General features: G+C 68.6%; 19 protein-coding genes. 13 read left to right on the forward strand and 6 right to left on the reverse strand.

The window, feature by feature from the left end; genetic code table 11:
* Positions 1-22 precede the first annotated feature (22 nt).
* Positions 23-1,165 (reverse strand): hypothetical protein, encoded by a 1,143-nt coding sequence (locus G6N18_RS02565; protein WP_083000605.1) that lies wholly within the window; start codon positions 1,163-1,165, stop codon positions 23-25.
* A 67-nt stretch (positions 1,166-1,232) separates the two neighbouring features.
* On the opposite strand from G6N18_RS02565, the gene dop reads away from it, so the two are divergent.
* The 4 genes from dop (at position 1,233) to prcA (ending at position 4,666) form a co-directional block, all read left to right on the forward strand.
* The gene (dop, locus tag G6N18_RS02570) at positions 1,233-2,729 is read left to right on the forward strand and encodes a pup deamidase/depupylase (RefSeq protein ID WP_067223077.1); all 1,497 of its coding nucleotides are present in this window, start codon (positions 1,233-1,235) and stop codon (positions 2,727-2,729) included.
* Positions 2,730-2,844: 115 nt separating this feature from the next.
* Positions 2,845-3,039: a ubiquitin-like protein Pup gene (locus tag G6N18_RS02575; RefSeq protein WP_067223081.1), complete on the forward strand. Its 195-nt coding sequence runs from the start codon at positions 2,845-2,847 to the stop codon at positions 3,037-3,039.
* Positions 3,036-3,929: a proteasome subunit beta gene (gene prcB / locus G6N18_RS02580; protein ID WP_083000603.1), complete on the forward strand. Its 894-nt coding sequence runs from the start codon at positions 3,036-3,038 to the stop codon at positions 3,927-3,929. The genes G6N18_RS02575 and prcB overlap by 4 nt, the downstream gene beginning before the upstream one ends.
* Positions 3,926-4,666: a proteasome subunit alpha gene (gene prcA, locus G6N18_RS02585; RefSeq protein ID WP_083000602.1), complete on the forward strand. Its 741-nt coding sequence runs from the start codon at positions 3,926-3,928 to the stop codon at positions 4,664-4,666. Before prcB ends, prcA begins: the two co-directional genes overlap by 4 nt.
* Positions 4,667-4,688: 22 nt before the next feature.
* Here prcA and G6N18_RS02590 read toward each other — a convergent pair whose 3' ends face one another.
* Genes G6N18_RS02590 through G6N18_RS02600 form a run of 3 tightly spaced genes read right to left on the reverse strand, consistent with a single transcriptional unit; the run spans position 4,689 to position 7,437 of the window.
* Positions 4,689-5,576 (reverse strand): alpha/beta fold hydrolase, encoded by an 888-nt coding sequence (locus G6N18_RS02590; protein ID WP_083000600.1) that lies wholly within the window; start codon positions 5,574-5,576, stop codon positions 4,689-4,691.
* Between the two features lie 20 nt (positions 5,577-5,596).
* Complete coding sequence (locus G6N18_RS02595) at positions 5,597-7,165, reverse strand: alpha/beta hydrolase (protein ID WP_083000598.1); 1,569 nt, start codon at positions 7,163-7,165, stop codon at positions 5,597-5,599.
* On the reverse strand, positions 7,162-7,437 hold the full coding sequence (locus G6N18_RS02600) for a DUF7162 family protein (protein ID WP_083000596.1): 276 nt from the start codon (positions 7,435-7,437) through the stop codon (positions 7,162-7,164). Before G6N18_RS02600 ends, G6N18_RS02595 begins: the two co-directional genes overlap by 4 nt.
* Positions 7,438-7,594: 157 nt before the next feature.
* Here G6N18_RS02600 and pafA point away from each other — a divergent pair, with 157 nt between their 5' ends.
* From pafA to G6N18_RS02640, 8 genes are all read left to right on the forward strand, one after another.
* A complete protein-coding gene (gene pafA, locus G6N18_RS02605; protein ID WP_109749387.1) occupies positions 7,595-8,953 on the forward strand; it encodes a Pup--protein ligase in 1,359 nt (452 codons plus the stop codon).
* Between the two features lie 132 nt (positions 8,954-9,085).
* A complete protein-coding gene (locus G6N18_RS02610; protein WP_083000595.1) occupies positions 9,086-9,973 on the forward strand; it encodes an endonuclease domain-containing protein in 888 nt (295 codons plus the stop codon).
* A gap of 84 nt (positions 9,974-10,057) precedes the next feature.
* Complete coding sequence (locus G6N18_RS02615; RefSeq protein ID WP_083000593.1) at positions 10,058-11,047, forward strand: helix-turn-helix transcriptional regulator; 990 nt, start codon at positions 10,058-10,060, stop codon at positions 11,045-11,047.
* Positions 11,044-12,000 carry a helix-turn-helix transcriptional regulator gene (locus G6N18_RS02620; protein ID WP_067222821.1) on the forward strand — a complete coding sequence of 319 codons (957 nt, stop codon included), beginning with the start codon at positions 11,044-11,046 and terminating at the stop codon, positions 11,998-12,000. Before G6N18_RS02615 ends, G6N18_RS02620 begins: the two co-directional genes overlap by 4 nt.
* Before the next feature lie 29 nt (positions 12,001-12,029).
* A complete protein-coding gene (gene tatA, locus G6N18_RS02625) occupies positions 12,030-12,299 on the forward strand; it encodes a Sec-independent protein translocase subunit TatA (RefSeq protein WP_067223084.1) in 270 nt (89 codons plus the stop codon).
* 51 nt (positions 12,300-12,350) lie between these two features.
* Positions 12,351-13,301, forward strand: a complete 951-nt coding sequence (gene tatC, locus G6N18_RS02630; protein WP_083000592.1) for a twin-arginine translocase subunit TatC — start codon at positions 12,351-12,353, stop codon at positions 13,299-13,301.
* Positions 13,285-16,062, forward strand: a complete 2,778-nt coding sequence (locus G6N18_RS02635; RefSeq protein WP_083000590.1) for a DEAD/DEAH box helicase — start codon at positions 13,285-13,287, stop codon at positions 16,060-16,062. Before tatC ends, G6N18_RS02635 begins: the two co-directional genes overlap by 17 nt.
* 134 nt (positions 16,063-16,196) lie before the next feature.
* Complete coding sequence (locus G6N18_RS02640; RefSeq protein WP_083000588.1) at positions 16,197-16,982, forward strand: DUF4333 domain-containing protein; 786 nt, start codon at positions 16,197-16,199, stop codon at positions 16,980-16,982.
* A 15-nt stretch (positions 16,983-16,997) separates the two neighbouring features.
* Here the strand turns inward: G6N18_RS02640 and G6N18_RS02645 are convergent, their stop codons facing one another.
* Positions 16,998-17,963 carry a 5'-3' exonuclease gene (locus G6N18_RS02645; RefSeq protein WP_083000587.1) on the reverse strand — a complete coding sequence of 322 codons (966 nt, stop codon included), beginning with the start codon at positions 17,961-17,963 and terminating at the stop codon, positions 16,998-17,000.
* 37 nt (positions 17,964-18,000) lie between these two features.
* Between G6N18_RS02645 and G6N18_RS02650 the strand changes: the two genes are divergently transcribed.
* Entirely contained in the window at positions 18,001-19,131 is a 1,131-nt protein-coding gene (locus G6N18_RS02650) for a M24 family metallopeptidase (RefSeq protein ID WP_083000585.1), read from the forward strand.
* On the opposite strand, the gene G6N18_RS02655 is transcribed toward G6N18_RS02650, so the two are convergent.
* The gene (locus G6N18_RS02655; RefSeq protein WP_067222842.1) at positions 19,128-19,541 is read right to left on the reverse strand and encodes a F420-dependent biliverdin reductase; all 414 of its coding nucleotides are present in this window, start codon (positions 19,539-19,541) and stop codon (positions 19,128-19,130) included. The genes G6N18_RS02650 and G6N18_RS02655 overlap by 4 nt on opposite strands.
* Position 19,542: the final 1 nt, after the last annotated feature.

The raw sequence follows: 19,542 nt of genomic DNA on the forward strand, positions 1-19,542 counted from the left end.
GTCAACAGGAGGGGAGGGGCGGTCACCGCGCCGGTACGGCCGCCCGGTACCGGTTGCGGGCAGTCAGCGTGAGCCGTAACCCGTCGATCAGCGGGGTGACGAAGCGGTCGCGGTAAGCCTCGTCGCCGACCGCGCGGGCGCTCACATACATGAACGTCAACGCGCCGAGGAACAGCGTGACCTGGATCAGCGCCTCGGGCACCGGGATCGTCATGCCGAGGAAACGTCCGTCGCTGGACCCGTTACGCGTCCACGCCGCAAGCAGTTCGGGGGAAAGCAGGATCAAACCCAACATGAAGAACAACAGCGCCGTCACCACCGCCACCACCAGGATCTGGGCCAGTTGTGACACCGCCAGCACGAAGTACACGTTCAGCCGCTCGGCGCGGCCCAGCGGCTTCACCTCCGCGGGATCCGGCATCGTCGCGAAGGGTGTGTCATCCAGCTTCGCGACGTGTTGCGTGTCGGGTTCGGCCGCGTTGATCATCGGCCGCATCCGGTCGACGGTCACCGACACGACGAATGCGACCGCCACAGCTCCGAGAAACCACAGCGCCAACCACAGGCGGGTGCGCGAGACCGTGGCCGCCATCAGCCAGACCGGCGAGTTGAAGAAGACCAGGATGGTCAGCAGCAGCACGGGCAGTGCACGCAGCAGCAGCGACCCCGCCGCGGCGAGATGGCTCAGCGTGACATGAGCGGCCCAACCCAGTATCGAGCCGACACCGGATGCGGTCAGCGCCAACATGACTGCGACCGAAACCGCCACCAGCACCAGATTGTTCGACAGATACGAACTCGGGCCGCCGAAGACGGCGCCGACGACGGAAACGGCGGCGGCGCCCGCCGCGGCGAGCAGGCGGCCCCTCTGCGCCACGATCTTTGACACCCACCAGCCGACGGCCGCCGCCACCGGCAGCACCAGCACCAGCAACGCCAGCACGAACCACTCGGCACGCGTCGGCCGACCGTCGATGTCCACGGCATGTTTGCCGGTCACCGCCACGACCACCACCGAGGTCGCCATCAGAACGGCGAAACCCGCCAGGGCCGGCGCAGATCGTGACCACAGCCGGCGCACCAGGCGGCCCGGGCGTAGCACCGCCGGCAGCCCGTGCGCGAGGAACCAGCGGTCGGCCGCGCGTCGTTGCGCCGCGTCGATCATGGAAGGATCCGCCCTATCGGAAGGCACGGTCGCAGGCTACTTCGCGTCGTCACCTACGCTTGGCGACATGCAACGGATTATCGGTACGGAAGTCGAGTACGGCATCTCGTCGCCGTCCGATCCGACCGCCAATCCGATCCTCACCTCCACCCAGGCGGTGCTGGCGTACGCGGCCGCCGCAGGGATCCAGCGCGCCAAGCGCACGCGCTGGGACTATGAGGTGGAGTCACCGCTGCGCGACGCCCGGGGATTCGATCTCAGCCGGTCGGCCGGCCCGCCGCCGGTGGTCGATGCCGACGAGGTCGGCGCGGCGAACATGATCCTGACCAACGGCGCGCGGCTGTACGTCGACCACGCCCATCCGGAGTACTCCGCGCCGGAGTGCACCGATCCGCTCGACGCCGTGATCTGGGACAAGGCCGGCGAACGGGTGATGGAGGCCGCCGCTCGGCACGTCGCAAGCGTGCCCGGCGCCGCGAAGCTGCAGCTCTACAAGAACAACGTGGACGGCAAGGGCGCGTCGTACGGGTCGCACGAGAACTATCTGATGAGTCGGCAGACCCCGTTCTCCGCCGTGATCGCGGGGCTGACCCCGTTCCTGGTGTCACGGCAGGTGATCACCGGCTCGGGCCGGGTGGGCATCGGTCCCTCGGGCGACGAGCCGGGGTTCCAGCTGTCGCAGCGCTCGGACTACATCGAGGTCGAGGTCGGTCTGGAGACGACGCTCAAGCGCGGCATCATCAACACCCGCGACGAGCCGCACGCCGACGCCGACAAGTACCGCAGGCTGCACGTGATCATCGGCGATGCGAACCTGTCCGAAACCTCGACGTATCTCAAGCTCGGTACGACGGCGCTGGTGCTGGATCTGATCGAGGAGGGCATGGAGCTCAGCGATTTCGCGCTGGCCCGGCCTGTGCACGCCGTCCATGTGATCAGCCGCGACCCCTCGCTGCGCGCCACCGTCGCACTGGCCGACGGCCGCGAAGTGACCGCCCTTGCGCTGCAACGCATGTACCTCGACCGGGTGGCCAAGCTCGTGGACAGCCGCGACCCGGACCCCCGTGCCAACGACATCGTCGAGACCTGGGCGAAGGTGCTCGACCTCTTGGAGCGCGACCCGATGGACTGCGCGGACCTGCTGGACTGGCCCGCCAAGCTGCGCCTGCTCGAAGGTTTCCGGCACCGGGAGAACCTGGGTTGGTCGGCGCCGCGGCTGCACCTGGTCGATCTGCAGTACTCCGACGTCCGGCTGGACAAGGGCCTTTACAACCGGCTGGTGGCCCGCGGATCGATGAAGCGGCTGATCACCGAGCAGCAGGTGCTCGACGCGGTCGACAACCCGCCGACCGACACCCGCGCCTACTTCCGCGGCGAGTGCCTGCGCCGGTTCGGGGCCGATATCGCCGCGGCCAGCTGGGACTCCGTGATCTTCGATCTCGGTGGTGATTCGCTCGTCCGAATCCCGACGCTGGAACCGCTGCGGGGCAGCAAGGCACACGTCGGGGCCCTGCTGGACTCGGTGGACAGCGCCGTCGAGCTGGTGGAACAGCTCACCACGTAGATTGTGCTCACCCACGTCACGGGGCGCGCTATCGCAGGAATTCCGCGCGGCGACCGGTAATGTGGAGTGACGGCGGGCAGCAGTGAGCCGCCGATGACATACGCAGGAGGCAGCGATGGCTCAGGAGCAGACCAAGCGTGGCGGTGGCGGCGGCGATGACGACGACCCCACCGGCAGCACGGCCGCCGGGCAGGAGCGTCGCGAGAAGTTGGCTGAGGACACCGACGACCTGCTGGACGAGATCGACGACGTTCTCGAGGAGAACGCCGAGGACTTCGTCCGCGCGTACGTCCAGAAAGGTGGACAGTGACCTGGCCGCACCGCGATCAGCTGGCCTTTCCCGCATCCCTACCAGGAGCTTTCTCCGTACCCGTGGACTTGTCGTCCTTTTCTGAACTGCTGCGCCGACAGGCGCCCGAACTCCTGCCCGTCAACGAGCACGCCGTCGCCACGGATGCGCTGCCGCACGGCACCACGATCGTCGCGCTGAAGTACCCCGGCGGCGTGGTGATGGCCGGTGACCGCCGCGCCACCCAGGGCAACATGATCGCCAGCCGCGATGTGCAGAAGGTCTACATCACCGACGACTACACCGCGACCGGCATTGCCGGGACGGCGGCGATCGCGGTGGAGTTCGCCCGGCTATACGCCGTAGAACTCGAGCACTACGAAAAACTCGAAGGCATCGCGCTGACCTTCTCCGGCAAGGTCAACCGGCTCGCCACCATGGTGCGCGGCAACCTCGGCGCAGCCCTGCAGGGTTTTGTCGCGCTGCCGTTGCTCGCGGGCTACGACCTCGACGACGCAAACCCCGAGGCAGCCGGGCGGATCGTGTCCTTCGACGCGGCGGGCGGCTGGAACATCGAGGAAGAGGGTTACCAGTCGGTGGGATCCGGCTCGATCTTCGCGAAGTCGTCGATGAAGAAGTTGTATTCGCAGGTGACCGACCGGGATTCAGCGCTGCGGGTGGCCATCGAGGCGCTGTACGACGCCGCCGACGACGATTCGGCGACCGGCGGACCCGACCTGGTGCGCGGCATCTATCCGACCGCCGTGATCATCGGTGCCGACGGCGCCGAGGAGGTGTCCGAGGAACGCATCGCCGAGTTCGCCCGGCAGGTGATCGAAAACCGTTCGCGCGCTGACACCTTCGGCCCGGACGCCGTCCACCGTTCGACAGACGCGCGGGGAGATTCGTGAGCTTTCCCTATTTCATCTCGCCCGAGCAGGCGATGCGCGAGCGTTCTGAGCTCGCGCGCAAAGGCATCGCCAGGGGACGCAGCGTGGTGGCGCTGGCGTATGCCGACGGCGTGCTGTTCGTCGCCGAGAACCCGTCTCGGTCACTGCAGAAGGTCAGTGAGCTCTACGACAGGGTCGGTTTCGCGGCCGTCGGGCGGTTCAACGAGTTCGACAGCTTGCGGCGTGGCGGCATTCAGCTCGCCGACACCCAGGGCTATGCCTATTCTCGGCGGGACGTCACCGGCCGCCAGCTCGCCAACAGGTATGCGCAGGCGCTCGGCAGCATCTTCACCGAGCAGGCCAAGCCCTACGAGGTCGAGTTGTGCGTGGCGGAGGTCGCCCACTACGGCGAGACCAAACCGCCCGAGATGTACCGCATCACCTACGACGGATCGATCGCCGACGAACCGCATTTCGTGGTGATGGGTGGTACGACCGACCCGATCACTGCGGCGCTCAAGGAGTCCTACACCGAGAACGCCGGGTTGCAGGACGCGGTGAAGATCGCCGTCGACGCATTGAAGGCCGATGGCAACGGCGGTTCGGAACAGCGCACGCTAGGGCCGTCGACGCTCGAGGTGGCCATCCTGGACGCCAACCGGCCGCGCCGAGCATTCCGCCGGATCACCGGTGCCGCACTGGAATCGTTGCTCCCACCCGAGGCGACTTCGGAGAAGTCCGAGAGCCCAGGCGAGTAGCTCCCGACTCGTCCCGACGCGGTCAACCAGCGGCCGGTGCGGGCCGAGCCCGGATGAGAATCAGCTCGGCGAACTGTTCGGGGCACTCGAGCGGTGTGAAATGCCCTGCGTCATAAGCGAAGTACAGCTCCACGTCGGTGAAGTAGTGCCCCAGCCGATCGGACCACTCGTGCGGGAACAGGGGGTCATTGCGTGGCCACACCACATCGGTGGGCACATGAATCTTGATGGCTCGATCCGGCGGCAGTTCGGTCAACGACTGGGCGATCATGCCCGCACCCGCGCGGTACCACGCGATCGAGGCGGTGAACGCACCGGGCAGGCCGTAGTCGGACACCAGCCGCTCCAGATCATCATCGGAGACAGTGAAGTTCGGACCCGACCAGTGCGTCCAGAAATGCCGCAGGTAGTCACGGACGAGGTCGGGATTGCCGTCGATCAGCTGCGCCGCCAGCGGCAGCTGATGGAACGCCTGATACCAGAACTCGCTCTGCGCCTTCGCCGTCAGGACGCGGTCCCCGGCGCCGGGCAGCGGCGGAGACAGCACCAGTGAGCGCACCAGATCCGGCTGCATGCGGGCGACGCTTTGGGCGACCCGACTGCCGACGTCGTAGCCGGTGAGCACCACCTCCGACAGCTCCAGCTCCTTGATCAGGCCGATGACGCTGCCCGCCTGCGCGGTGGCGCTGTAGAAATGCCGGATCGCGACGGCGTGTTTGTCCGAGCCGCCGAACCCGCGCAGGTCCGGCACCACGACATCGGCGGCGTCACCGAGCAGAGGCACCACCCGGCGGTAGTCCTGGCGATTGCCCGGCCAACCGTGCAGCAGAACCACCGGCGGGGCGCCCCTGGTGCCGTACCGGTCGTAGGCGAGCCGGAACCCGTCGACGGGAGCGCTGCGGGACCACATCGGCTCATTCTGGCCGGATGTCAACCCGCTTGTTGCGAGGTTGCGCCATCCCTTCCGAGATCGCCGGTGATCACCGAAAGGATCGCCCGCCACGAATCCGACGGAGCGTTGAGCACGTCGGAGTGGGCGCCCGGACCGGCCATCGGCCGCCCGTCGTCGTAACGTCCGGTCGGTAACTGGATCACACCCGGCATCTCGTCGGGGTCGGCGCCGTGCGGGCCGCCGGGAATGCCCTGCACCAGCGCGATGAGGTCGCCCGGCGGCGTCATCGAGAAGCGCAGCACATCCGGGTTCCGGTTGTGCCAGTCACCGGGATCGTCGACCCCGACACCCGCCCCGGCCGCCGCCACGTACAACGTGCGATCGGAGGTCAGTCCCAGCGACTCCGCGGTGCCCACGATCGACCCGCCGTAGGAGTGCCCGATGACCGTGACCGGCACCCGGCGGCCGGTCGCGTCCACCGTGCGGTCGACGTCCTCGCTGAACGCGACCAGTCGCGGCGCCATGGCGAGCCCATATCGCGGATCGGCCGCAGCCGCCAGCGCGCTCGCCAGATTGTCGCCGCGCGGAAACGGGCCACCGAGGTAGGTGATCGCCGCGGTGTCGCCGTGGGTCGCCGAGACGAACCGGCGCGCGGTCCTCGCATTCGCCGCCGAACCCTCGATCGTCGTGTTCAGACCCGGCACCAGCACCGCGACGCTCGACGCCGACGCGACGTCGCCGTGCAGTTCGACCAGGGACGCCCGGCCCGGATCGAACGCCAGCAGCTGACGGTCGATGCGGCCGTGTTCGCCTGCCGGGTCGTCGATTTCGGCCAGCAGGTTTTGGTACAGCGCGAGGCGGTCGGGATCGCGTTCACGCAGCACGGCCTGTGCGACGTTGGTCCGGTTCGCCTCGATGCGCATCTCCCACGGCAGTCCGTCGGTATTACCGACCTGCGAAGGGAACGCTTCGACCAACCGCTGCCGCTGCTCGGGCGTCATCGCCGCGATCTGCTCGGCGATCCGGTCCTGACTCGAGGTCGGCCACGCCGCGACGACGTCGCCCCCGGCTAGCGCGTCGCCGGCGGCCGGCAGCACGAACGCCTCCGCGATATCGCTCGCGGCGTCGGCGTCTGCGGCGTCCAGGCGATCGAGCGCCTGACCGAGCCGGCCGGTCAGCTCGGCCGCCCGCACGGCGAGCATCTGTGCGGCGACGGCCGGGACGCCGCCGGACAGCGCGACCAGCAGCTCGGAGGGTCCCGACTGCACGGATACCGATCCGGTGTCGTCGACGGCGAACCCGTCAGCGGTGGCCGCGGAGACCAACGCCGTGACGTCCGCGCGGGCCGAGGCAAGCTGGGCCGCTCCGTCGCGCGCCGCGGCGGCCCCCAGTACAAGGGCGCGAGCGATCGCATCAGCCGATGCCACAACGGTTTTCGCCTCTATACGTGCCGCGTCGGCGGCAGCGCCGGACCAGAAGCTGAACTCGGCGGCCAGGGTGTCGGCCTGCGCCGACACGAGCCGGGCGTGGCGGTCCCATCCGGCTGCCAACAGGTGCAGCGCCTCGGGACGCCAGGCTTCGGCCTGGCCGATGGTCGGCCGTGTCACCGTCCGAGGCGGTCGACGTTGCGTCGCTCCGTGCGCTCGAACGCATCAGCCGAACTCTCGGCGGCCAGGGCCCATCGGCGCATGTCGGCGACGACCCCGGCGAGCCGGGCGGCGACGAGCGCCGGCGCGGTGACGTTTCCGACCGCTGAACCGGGTAGGGCGTCTGGATCCAATTCGGCCCAACGTATCTCGGCGATCCGTTCGGCGGCGGTCATGACTCTGTCGGCGACGGTGCGCAGTTGCGACACGTCGACCTCAACGATTTCCCCCATGGCTCATGCTGACAGAACCGGGGCCAAGCGTGCCGAAGTTATCCACAGGCGCCGCGACGGACCGCGCCGACAGTGTCAACTTCGATGTCAACTCCGATGTCCACCTTCGGCGCGGCTTGCCCGACGTGGTCGCCGGGCAACCAGTAGTCTCGATGAGGTGCAGAGACGGATCATGGGCATCGAGACCGAATTCGGTGTCACCTGCACGTTCCACGGTCACCGGCGGCTGAGCCCCGATGAGGTGGCCCGCTACCTCTTCCGGCGGGTGGTGTCGTGGGGCCGCAGTTCGAACGTCTTCCTCCGCAACGGCGCCAGGCTCTACCTGGACGTGGGCAGCCACCCGGAGTACGCCACCGCCGAATGCGACAGCCTGAGCCAGTTGGTCACCCACGACCGGGCGGGTGAGCGGGTGCTCGAAGACCTGCTCATCGATGCCGAGCAACGGTTGGCCGACGAGGGCATCGGCGGCGACATCTACCTGTTCAAGAACAACACCGACTCGGCGGGCAACTCCTACGGCTGCCACGAGAACTACCTGATCGTGCGCGCGGGCGAGTTCTCGCGCATTTCCGATGTGCTGCTGCCGTTCCTGGTCACCCGTCAGTTGCTGTGCGGTGCGGGCAAGGTCCTGCAGACGCCGAAGGCGGCGACGTTCTGCCTGAGCCAGCGCGCCGAACACATCTGGGAAGGCGTGTCCAGCGCCACCACCCGCAGCAGGCCGATCATCAACACCCGCGACGAACCGCACGCCGACGCCGAGAAGTACCGCAGGCTGCACGTCATCGTCGGCGACTCGAACATGTGCGAGTCGACCACGATGCTCAAGGTCGGCACGGCGTCGCTGGTGCTGGAGATGATCGAGGCCGGGATCGCGTTCCGCGACTTCTCTTTGGACAACCCGATCCGCGCGATCCGGGAAGTCAGCCACGACCTGACCGGTCGGCGTCCGGTGCGACTCGCCGGCGGCCGGCAGGCCAGCGCGCTCGACATCCAGCGCGAGTACTACTCCCGCGCGGTGGAGTACGTGCAGACGCGGGAGCCGAATACGCAGATTCAGCAGGTCGTCGACCTGTGGGGACGCCAACTCGACGCCGTGGAGAGCCAGGACTTCGCCAAGGTCGACACCGAGATCGACTGGGTGATCAAGCGCAAGCTGTTCCAGCGCTACCAGGACCGCTACAACATGGAGCTGTCCGATCCGAAGATCAGCCAGCTGGATCTGGCGTATCACGACATCAAGCGTGGCCGCGGCGTGTTCGACCTGCTGCAGCGCAAGGGACTGGCCACTCGGATCACCACGGATGAGGACATCGAGGCCGCGGTCAACACACCGCCGCAGACCACTCGGGCCAAGCTGCGCGGGGAGTTCATCAGCGCTGCGCAGGAGGCGGGTCGCGACTTCACCGTCGACTGGGTGCACCTGAAGCTCAACGACCAGGCTCAGCGCACGGTGTTGTGCAAAGACCCGTTCCGCTCGGTCGACGAGCGCGTGAAGCGGCTCATCGCCTCGATGTAGGCCTTTCGACCTTTAGCGCGAGCGCTCAACCACGTACAGTTTCGGCGCGAAATTCTGTACCAGGGTGAGCGCTCGGCAGTTATCCACAGGCCTTGCTGGCGGTTTCGCGGCGGCGCAACCCACAATGCGGAAATGCCGCCAGAGCTCTGCGCCGTCTTCGCCGTGCAGGGCGGAGTCGCAACCTATTCGCAGATCGTGGATCACCTGAGCCGTCGCGGTATGCAGCGTCTACTGAGGACCGCCGAGCTGGTCAAGATCTTCCCAGGCATCTACAGCCGTGGTGCACCCGACGTGTTCACTAGGCTGCACGGGTTGGACCTCCGCTGCGGTGATCAGGTCGCCGTGTGTCTGGGCACCGCCGCCACGATCTTCGGCTTCGACACCGAAAGCGTCACTGACCTGCATGTTCTCAACCCGCAGAGCCGCCTTCTGCGGGACCAGGCGGGCCTTCGAGTGCATCGGCGGCAGGGCGCACCCATCACCAGCTATCGGGGTCGTCCGCTCACCACGCCGGGCTGGACCGCGGTCGAGGTGGCGCGAAGCCTGCACCGCCCGCGGGCCTTGGCGACGCTCGATGCCGCCTTGCGCAGTCAGACGTGCGATCGCCTCGACCTGCTCGCCGCCGCTGAGGCACAGGCCGGCAGGCGCGGCATCGTGACGGTTCGAGAGCTCATTCCGCTGGCCCGACCCGAGGCCGAGTCGCCGATGGAAAGCGAGGCCCGTCTCGTCATGCTCGACGGCGGATTACCACACCCCGTCCTGCAGCATGAAATTTTCGACCGAGACGGCCGGTTGTGGCGGGTCGACTTTGCCTGGCCGGATCGCAAGTTCGCCGTCGAGTTCGACGGATTCGATTACCACAGTTCGCGAGAATCGCTGCGGAAGGATCGCCAGAAGAGGGCTGCCCTCGAAGAAATCGACTGGGGGGTGATGTCGATCGTCAGCGACGATGTGCGAAGGCAGCCCGATGTGATGGTCCGCCGCATCCGTGCCCAGCTCACGCGAACGTTGGCGGCGTGAGCGCTCAACCACGTACGGTTTCGACGCGAAAATCCGTACCAGGGTGAGCGCTCGTCGCGGACCATCCACACTAGGCTGAGCCGAGTGGCGATCTCCAAAGTCGAGCGGCTGATGAACCTCGTGATCGCGCTGCTGTCGACGCGGAACTTCCTCACCGCCGAGCGGATCCGCGAAACGGTCTCCGGCTACTCCGACAGCCCCAGCGACGAAGCGTTCTCCCGCATGTTCGAGCGCGACAAGAACGAGTTGCGCGACCTCGGCATCCCGCTCGAAACCGGCCGTGTTTCGCAGTTCGATCCCACCGAGGGCTACAGGATCAACCGCGAGGCCTACGCGCTGCCCGCGGTCGAACTGACGCCCGACGAGGCGGCGGCGGTCGCCGTCGCCACCCAGCTGTGGGAGTCGCCCGAGCTGATCACCGCCACCCAGGGGGCGCTGCTGAAACTGCGCGCGGCCGGCATCGACATCGAGGCCGTCGACGCTGCTCCCGCGATCACGTCGACCGCGACGCTGCCGGGATTGCGCGGCTCGGAGGAGGTACTGGGAATCCTGTTGTCGGCCATCGATTCCGGACAGGCAGTGCAGTTCTCGCACCGGTCCTCGCGAAGCGAGCCGTACACCACTCGCACGGTGGAGCCCTGGGGCGTCGTCACCGACAAGGGCCGCTGGTATCTGGTGGGACATGACCGGGACCGGGACGCCGTGCGGACGTTCCGGCTGTCCCGGATCGGCGCCGAGGTCACGGCCATCGGACCGCCCGGCGCGGTACGACGACCACCCGACGTCGATCTACGGGAGATCGTCGGGCGCGCGGTGGGGGACTGGCCGTCGGGCGGGCAGGCCCGGGTGTGGATCGCCGAGGGCCGGGGCACCGCGCTGCGGCGACGGGCCGCCTCGGTCGCCCCGCACACGCACAACGGCCGTGCCGGTGAGGTGATCACCATCGACATCGGCACGTTCGACCGGTTGGCCCGCGAGGTCGCCAGCTACGGGCCCGACGCGGTGGCGTTGGAACCTGAGTCGCTGCGCGAGGACGTGCTGGCGCGGTTGCGGGCACAGGCGGATCGCGCATGACTACCGTGTCGACACGGCTGGTGCGGCTGCTCAACATGGTGCCGTATTTCCAGGCCAACCCGAGGATCACGTACGCCGAGGCCGCATCGGACCTCGGCGTCACCGTCAACCAGCTGCGCGACGATCTCAACCAGCTGTGGATGTGCGGCCTGCCGGGTTACGGGCCCGGTGACCTCATCGACTTCGAATTCTCCGGCGACACAATCGAAGTGACCTTCACCGCAGGTATCGACCACCCGCTGCGGCTGACCTCGCCGGAGGCGACCGGCGTGCTGGTCGCGTTGCGGGCGTTGGCCGACATACCGGGCATGGTCGACCCGGAGGCCGCGCGCAGCGCGATCGCGAAGATCGAGTCGGCCGCGGGGACCGTGGGCCACGGCGGCACGGCGGTCGACGAGCCCGCGCCCGTGGAGAGTGAGGCCGCCGCGGCGGTGCGGCAGGCGGTGCGCGACGGACGCGCGCTGTCGATCGAGTACTACTCGGCGTCGCACGACATGCTGACCAGCCGGGCCGTCGACCCGATCCGCGTCGTGCTGGTCGGCGACCACAGCTACCTGGAGGCCTGGTGCCGGTCGGCCGAGGGAGTGCGGCTGTTCCGATTCGACCGCATCGTCGACGCGCAGGTCCTCGACGAGCCGTCGGCGCCGCCCCCACCGGCCGTGCAGGCGGAACCGGACACCTCGCTGTTCGACGCTGACCCCTCGCTGCCGTCGGCGACGTTGCTGATCGACCGCTCGGCGGCCTGGATGTTCGACTACTACCCGTTGCGGGTCATCCGCGAGCTGCCCGACGGCGCCTGGGAGGCCGCGATGACGTATGCCTCCGACGACTGGATGGCCCGGTTCGTGCTCGGCTTCGGGTCGGCCGTGCGCGTGCTCGAGCCCGCCGAGCTGGCGGCCCGGGTACGCGACTCGGCCGCCGCGGCGCTGAGCGAGTACGGGGTCAACGAGTAGACTGGCCGCGACGTCTGGAGGTGACCAAATTGGGTGGTCTACAACCCTGGCACTGGGTGATCGTTATCGCTGTGTTCGTGCTGCTCTTCGGTGCCAAGAAGCTCCCGGACGCGGCGCGCTCGCTCGGCAAGTCGATGCGGATCTTCAAATCGGAGATCAAGGAGATGCAGGCCGATTCGAAATCGGACACGCGTGAGTCCGATGCCGCCGGCCGAGCGGCTCCGCCGACGCCGATCGCCTCGGAGCGGGTAGAGACGGCGCCGGAGACCGAGCAGCCGTCGGACAAACGTCCGGCCTGATCGTCACCGATCACCTAGCCGCGGCCGCGTCGCCGCGTCAGTAGGCATGCCGTGCAGACTCCAGGACTCATCAAGAAGCTCGATCCTCGCCGGCGGCGCTCCCGCGCCAATCCCGACGGCACGATGTCGCTGGTCGAGCACCTGCATGAGCTGCGCACCCGGCTGTTGATCGCGGCGGCCGCGGTCGTGGTCACGACGGTCCTGGGCTTCCTCTGGTACACCCACGGTGTCTTCGGGCTGCCCAGCCTCGGTGACTGGCTGCGTGGTCCGTACTGCGAACTGCCGGCCTCCGCGCGCGCTGACATCACCGCCGACGGGGCGTGTCGGTTGCTGGCAACCTCGCCGTTCGACCAGTTTCTTCTGCGCCTGAAAGTCGGTCTCACGGCAGGCATCGTGCTGGCCTGCCCGGTGTGGCTCTACCAGCTGTGGGCGTTCATCACCCCCGGGCTGTACAAGAAGGAGCGTCGGTTCGCGGTCGCGTTCGTCACCGTCGGCGCCGCGCTGTTCATCGCCGGCGCGGTACTGGCGTATGTGGTCCTGTCCACGGCACTTGGCTTTCTGCTCACCGTCGGTAGCGACGTGCAGGTCACGGCGTTGTCGGGCGACCAGTACTTCGGCTTTCTGATCAACCTGCTGCTGGTGTTCGGCTTCAGCTTCGAGTTTCCGCTGCTGATCGTGATGCTCAACGCGGTCGGTGTGCTGACCTATGAGCGGCTCAAGGCGTGGCGGCGCGGGCTGATCTTCGCGATGTTCGTGTTCGCCGCGCTCTTCACCCCGGGTTCGGATCCGTTCTCGATGCTGGCGCTGGCGTTCGCGTTGACGGTGCTGCTCGAGTTCGCGATCCAGATCGCGCGCCTTCACGACCGGCGCAAGGCGCGCCGCGCCGCGCTCGAGGAGGTGCCCGACGACGTCGCGGCGCCGATCGGCCCCGCCGAGCCCGTCGAGGCGCCCAGCACCGTGCCGACCTCGACGCGGCACGTGGTCGATGACGATGCCACCTAGCGAATTGGGCTGCGAGCTGGCCCGTTTCACCGAGCAGCTGACGTTTGCACTCGACGACTTCCAGCGTCGTTCATGTGAGGCGCTTCAGAACGGGCACGGCGTGCTGGTGTGCGCACCGACAGGCGCGGGCAAAACCGTCGTGGGCGAGTTCGCCGTGCATCTCGCGCTGGCCTCGGGCGGCAAGTGCTTCTACACGACGCCGATCAAGGCGCTGAGCAACCAGAAGCACAACGACCTCGTGGACCGCTACGGGCCGGACAAGATCGGGTTGCTCACCGGTGACCAGTCGATCAACGGCGACGCCGACGTGGTGGTCATGACCACCGAGGTGCTCCGCAACATGCTTTACGCCAACTCCCCGACGCTGCAGGGGCTTTCGTACGTCGTCATGGACGAGGTGCACTTCCTGGCCGACCGGATGCGCGGCGCGGTGTGGGAGGAGGTCATCCTGCACCTGCCCGACGAGGTACGCCTGGTGAGCCTGTCGGCGACGGTCAGCAACGCCGAGGAGTTCGGCGGCTGGATCCAGACGGTGCGCGGCGACACCACGGTGGTCGTCGACGAGCACCGGCCGGTTCCGCTGTGGCAGCACGTACTGGTCGGCAGGCGGCTGTTCGACCTGTTCGACTACCGCGCCACGCGCGCGTCCCGCGCTCCGAAAGCAGAGGGCCGGGAACTGCTCGTCGACCCGGAGCTGTTGCGACACATCGCACATCGGCGCGAAGCCGACCGGCTGGTCGACTGGCAGCCGCGCGGCCGCGGCCGCAACCGTGATCGACCGAGCATGTACCGCCCGCCGTCGCGTCCCGATGTGATCGGCACGCTGGACCGCGAAGGACTGCTGCCGGCGATCACGTTCATCTTCTCGCGCGCGGGTTGCGACTCTGCGGTCAGGCAGTGCCTGCGGTCCTCACTTCGGCTGACCACCGACGAGGAACGGGTTCGCATCGCCGAGGTGGTCGACCGCCGCTGTGGCGACCTGCCCGAAGCCGACCTGATCGTCCTCGACTACCACGAGTGGCGCGAGGGCCTGCTGCGCGGACTGGCGGCCCATCACGCCGGGATGCTGCCGGTGTTCCGCCACACCGTCGAGGAGCTGTTCTCCGCCGGGCTGGTGAAGGCGGTATTCGCCACGGAGACACTGGCTTTGGGTATCAACATGCCCGCGCGCACGGTGGTGCTGGAGCGGCTGGTCAAGTTCAACGGCGAGCAGCATGTGCCGTTGACGCCGGGGGAGTACACCCAGTTGACCGGGCGCGCGGGCCGCCGCGGCATCGACGTCGAGGGCCACGCGGTGGTGCTGTGGACGCCGGACGTCGAACCAGCCGAGGTGGCCGGGCTGGCGTCGACGCGGACCTTCCCGTTGCGTAGTTCGTTCGCGCCGTCGTACAACATGACCATCAACCTCGTTCAGCAGATGGGGCCGGCCCAAGCGCACAAACTGTTGGAGAGCTCGTTCGCGCAGTACCAGGCCGACCGGTCGGTGGTGGGCCTGCGGCGAGGCATCGAGCGCGGTGAGCGGATGCTCGACGAGATCGCCGCCGAACTCGCCGGCGGCCGCGATGCCGGTGTTCTCGACTACGTCCGGCTGCGGCTACAGATCTCCGAACGTGAACGCGCCCAGTCGCGGGCGTCGCGGCTGCAGCGGCGCCGGGCAGCCAACGAAGCGCTGGCTGCGCTGCGCCGCGGCGACATCATCACGATCACCCACGGTCGCCGCGGTGGGCTGGCCGTCGTGCTCGAACCGGCGCGCGACGACGACGATCCGCGACCGCTGGTGTTGACCGAACACCGGTGGGCCGGACGGATTTCGTCCGCCGACTACTCGGGCACCTCGGCGCCACTGGGCTCGATGCCGCTGCCCAAGCGGGTCGAGCACCGCAATCCGCGTGCTCGGCGCGACCTGGCGTCGGCGCTGAACTCCGCGGCGGCGCGCCTCGACATCCCGGCAGGCAAAGCCAAGCGCAGCGGCAAAGCCGGCGAGGAACGCGACATCGACCCCGAATTAGCCGCGCTCCGAGAACAATTGCGCACCCACCCAGCCCACCAGTTGCCCGACCGGGAGGAGAAGGCCCGGCTGGCCGAGCGGTACCTGCGCATCGAGCGCGACAACGAACAGATCCGGCAGAAGGTGGCGGCCGCGACGAACTCGTTGGCGCGCACGTTCGACCGGATCGTGGTGCTGCTGACCGAACGCGGTTTCATCACCGGGCCTGCGGAGGACCCCGAGGTGACCGACGACGGTCGGCTGCTGGCCCGGATCTACAGCGAGAGTGATTTGTTGGTGGCGGAGGCGTTGCGCACCGGCATCTGGGAGGGGCTCGACGCGGCCGAACTGGCTGGTGTGCTCTCGGCCGTGCTCTACGAATCCCGCGGCGACACGCCGGGCGGACGCGACGGGGCCGACATTCCGACCGGCAAGCTGCGGCGGGCGCTGAACCATACCCGGCGGTTGTGGACGGAACTGCGCGCCGACGAGCAACGTCACCGCATCAACCAGAGCCGCGAGCCCGACGACGGCTTCGTCGCGGCGATCTTCCGGTGGGCCACCACCGGCGACCTGACCAGCGCGCTGGCCGCCTCCGACGCGGCGGGCAGCGGTTCGCCGTTGTCGGCGGGCGATTTCGTCCGGTGGTGCCGTCAAGTGCTCGACCTGCTCGACCAGGTGCGCAACGCCGCACCGACCCCGGCGCTGCGGACCACGGCGAAACGCGCGATCAACGACATTCGCCGCGGCGTCGTGGCGGTCGACACCGGTTAGATCAGTCGGGGCACGAAGAAGTCGAGGCCGCTGCGCCCGCCTGAATATGTCATCGCAAGTGCATGCAACGGTAGGGTGTTGAAGCACGACACCGGATGTACTCGCGGCTCGGCCGCGGTCGATCAAGGAGTGAGATGAGCGGACCGCAGGGATCTGATCCGACGCAGTCATGGCCCGGCCAGCAGCCGGACCAGCCGACGGACCAGCCGTCCAGCGAGTCGTCGGCCAACCAGCCGTGGCAGCCGCAGCCGCAGAGCAGCGAACCGACGCAGGCCGCGCCGCAGTGGCAGCCACCCGCCTACGACCCGTCACAGGCGCAGCAGTACCCGGGGTACCAGCAGCCCGCGTACCAGCCGCCGCAGCAGTATCCGGCGACCGAGCCGCAGTACGGCCAGCAGCCCGGCGAGTACAACCCGCAGGCCTACCAGCAGCCCGGTCAGTACGGGCAGCCGCAGTACGGCCAGTACGGGCAGCAGCCGGGCCAGCCGCAGTACGGCCAGCCGCCCACGGGGCAGTACGGGCAGCCGGGCCAGTACGGTCAGTACCCGCAGTACCAGCAGCCGGGCGCCGAGGATGGCTCGAAGCGCTCGATGGCGGTGATCGGCGGCGTGATCGGCCTGCTGGCCGCGGTGATCGTCGCGGTGGTGTTGGTGCTGGGGTTCTGGAAGCCCGGGTTCTTCGTCACCACCAAGCTCGACATCGACGCCGCACAGTCCGGGGTGCAGCAGGTCCTCACCGACGAGGCGAACGGTTACGGTGCCAAGAACGTCAAGGACGTCAAGTGCAACGACGGCCAGAACCCGACCGTCGAGAAGGGCGCGACGTTCGACTGCGAGGTCAGCATCGACGGCACCAAGCGTCAGGTGACCGTCACGTTCCAGGACGACGACGGCACCTACGAGGTGGGCAGGCCCAAGTAGCGGGCCGGCGGCGGCTCAGCCGTCGGGTAGCCCGTCGAGGGCCTTCTGCAGCCGGCCTATCGACGACGTGACGCCGTAGGTCTCGGCGAGCTTGACGACCTTGCGTGGATGTTCGGCGGCCAGCGGCAGCGCGTCCGACGGCGTCGACCAGTCCAGATCGGCGTCGGTGGCGACCTTGACCACCGGGCCGGCCGCCTCGATGTAGTCGGCCGCGTTGCGCAGCTTCGTCCGATACGCCTTGCTCATCTTCGATTTCGGGTCGTTGGCCGCGGCGAGGATCTTCTCCAGTGAGCCGTGCTGCGCCAGCAGCGTCGCGGCCGTCTTCTCGCCGATTCCCGGCACGCCGGGCAGGCCGTCGCTCGGGTCGCCGCGCAGCAGCGCGAGCTCGGCGTATGCGGGCCCGGCGCGCTCGACCGGCACACCGTACTTCTCGGCGACCTCCGTCGGCCCCCACTTGGTGGCCTTGGCCAACCCGCTGCCGAGGTAGAGCACCCGGACCGGTACCGGCTCGTCGCGCACCAGCTGCAGCAGATCCCGGTCGCCGCTGACCACCACGACGGGATCGCGTTGTTCGCGGGCGACCAGGGTGCCGAGCACGTCGTCGGCCTCACACTCGGCCGCTCCGGCGGTGGGGATGCCGAACGCGTCGAGAATCTCGAAGATCATGTCGACCTGCGGCGTGAGGTCGTCGGGCACCACCTCGACATCGGGCTCGCCGTCGGGGTGCTCCTCGAGCACCCGGTGCGACTTGTAGGACGGGATGAGGTCGACGCGCCACTGCGGTCGCCAGTCGTCGTCGCGGCACACCACCAGCCGCGAGGGACGTTCGCGGGTGATCACGGTCGCGACGGCGTCGAGGAAGCCGCGCAGCGCGTTGACCGGGCGGCCGTCGGGCGCCTTGATCTTGTCCGGGATTCCGAAATACGAGCGGAACCACATGCTGGCGCCGTCGAGCAGCACGAGGGATGACATGCGAGCCATCCTGCCAGTGCATCCGTCGCCGGATTAGCCTCATGGCATGAGCGCCAGTCGATTCAGCTCCGATGTCTACGCGCACCGACTCGCCGCGGCGGCGTCCGCGGCGGCCGATGCCGGCCTCGCGGGCCTGGTCATCACGCCGGGCTACGACCTGCGCTACCTGGTCGGCTCGCGGGCGCAGACCTTCGAGCGGCTCACCGCGCTGGTGCTGCCCGCCGACGGCGACCCGACCATCGTGGTGCCGCGCCTGGAGTTGGCGGCGCTCAAACACTCCGCGGTACCCGAACTCGGCCTGGCGGTGCAGGACTGGGTCGACGGCGACGACCCGTACGCGCTCGTCGGGCAGGCGCTCGGCAGCGGCAAGGCCGTCGCGGTGACCGACTCGATGCCCGCACTGCATCTGCTGCCGCTCGCCGATGTGCTGGGCGCGGTGCCGGTGCTGGCCACCGGCGTGCTGCGGCGGCTGCGGATGATCAAGGACGCCGCCGAGATCGATGCGTTGCGCAAGGCCGGCGCGGCCATCGACCGGGTGCACGCGCGGGTGCCGCAGTTCCTGGCGCCCGGCCGCACCGAGGCCGACGTCGCTGCCGACATCGCCGAATCCATTGTCGCTGAGGGGCATTCGGCGGTGGCGTTCATCATCGTCGGGTCGGGCCCGCACGGGGCCGACCCGCACCACGAGTGTTCGGACCGAGAACTGCGGGCCGGCGACATCGTCGTCGTGGACATCGGCGGGCCGTATGAGCCCGGCTACAACTCCGACTCCACCCGCACGTACAGCATCGGCGAGCCGGATCCCGACGTGGCGCGGCGCTACGCGGTGCTGCAGCGCGCGCAGCAGGCCGCGGTCGCGGCGGTCCGGCCCGGGGTGACCGCCGAGCAGGTCGACGCCGCGGCGCGCGACGTGCTGGCCGCCGAGGGGCTGGCCGACGCGTTCGTGCACCGCACCGGCCACGGCATCGGGCTGTCAGTGCACGAGGAGCCCTACATCGTGGCGGGCAACACGCTCACGCTCGAAGAGGGCATGGCCTTCTCCGTCGAGCCCGGTATCTATTTCCCCGGCGAGTGGGGCGCGCGCATCGAGGACATCGTGGTCGTCACCGCCGACGGTGCCATGGCGCTCAACACCCGGCCACACGAGCTGGTGGTGGTGCCCACGGGCGCGAGTTAGGCCTCGACCCGGTCCAGCAGGTCCGACGACCCGAGCACCCGCTCGACCCGGACCTCGATGACGACGCGTTTCGGGTTGACCCGGGGTGTGCGGTAGCGCTGCGCATACCGCAGCTCGGCGTCACGGACGGCGTCGGGATCCGCGTTGACCTTGGCCTTGCCCTCCAGCGACAGCCAGCGGGCGCCGTCGACCTGGCTCAGCACCGCGACGCCCTGCCCATCGGCGTTCACCGCCTTCTGGGACCCGCCGCTGGTGATGACGCGGGCGATGTGGGTCTTCGGGTCGAACGTGAAGCCGACGGCGACGACGTGCGGTGAATTGTCCGATCGCAGCGTCGTCAGCATGGCCAGATGACGCTCGGACAGAAATGCCAGCGCGTCATCGGTCAGCCGGGTAGTTGCCTTCGCCATC

This window comes from Mycolicibacterium celeriflavum, assembly GCF_010731795.1.
Lineage (GTDB): Bacteria > Actinomycetota > Actinomycetes > Mycobacteriales > Mycobacteriaceae > Mycobacterium > Mycobacterium celeriflavum.

Coding starts and splice junctions, on each gene's coding strand:
- G6N18_RS02565 (WP_083000605.1), bottom strand. CDS start 1,165: ATGATCGACGCGGCGCAACGACGCGCGGCCGACCGCTGGTTCCTCGCG.
- dop (WP_067223077.1), top strand. CDS start 1,233: ATGCAACGGATTATCGGTACGGAAGTCGAGTACGGCATCTCGTCGCCG.
- G6N18_RS02575 (WP_067223081.1), top strand. CDS start 2,845: ATGGCTCAGGAGCAGACCAAGCGTGGCGGTGGCGGCGGCGATGACGAC.
- G6N18_RS02590 (WP_083000600.1), bottom strand. CDS start 5,576: ATGTGGTCCCGCAGCGCTCCCGTCGACGGGTTCCGGCTCGCCTACGAC.
- G6N18_RS02600 (WP_083000596.1), bottom strand. CDS start 7,437: ATGGGGGAAATCGTTGAGGTCGACGTGTCGCAACTGCGCACCGTCGCC.
- G6N18_RS02610 (WP_083000595.1), top strand. CDS start 9,086: ATGCCGCCAGAGCTCTGCGCCGTCTTCGCCGTGCAGGGCGGAGTCGCA.
- G6N18_RS02620 (WP_067222821.1), top strand. CDS start 11,044: ATGACTACCGTGTCGACACGGCTGGTGCGGCTGCTCAACATGGTGCCG.
- G6N18_RS02635 (WP_083000590.1), top strand. CDS start 13,285: ATGACGATGCCACCTAGCGAATTGGGCTGCGAGCTGGCCCGTTTCACC.
- G6N18_RS02640 (WP_083000588.1), top strand. CDS start 16,197: ATGAGCGGACCGCAGGGATCTGATCCGACGCAGTCATGGCCCGGCCAG.
- G6N18_RS02645 (WP_083000587.1), bottom strand. CDS start 17,963: ATGGCTCGCATGTCATCCCTCGTGCTGCTCGACGGCGCCAGCATGTGG.
- G6N18_RS02650 (WP_083000585.1), top strand. CDS start 18,001: ATGAGCGCCAGTCGATTCAGCTCCGATGTCTACGCGCACCGACTCGCC.
- G6N18_RS02655 (WP_067222842.1), bottom strand. CDS start 19,541: ATGGCGAAGGCAACTACCCGGCTGACCGATGACGCGCTGGCATTTCTG.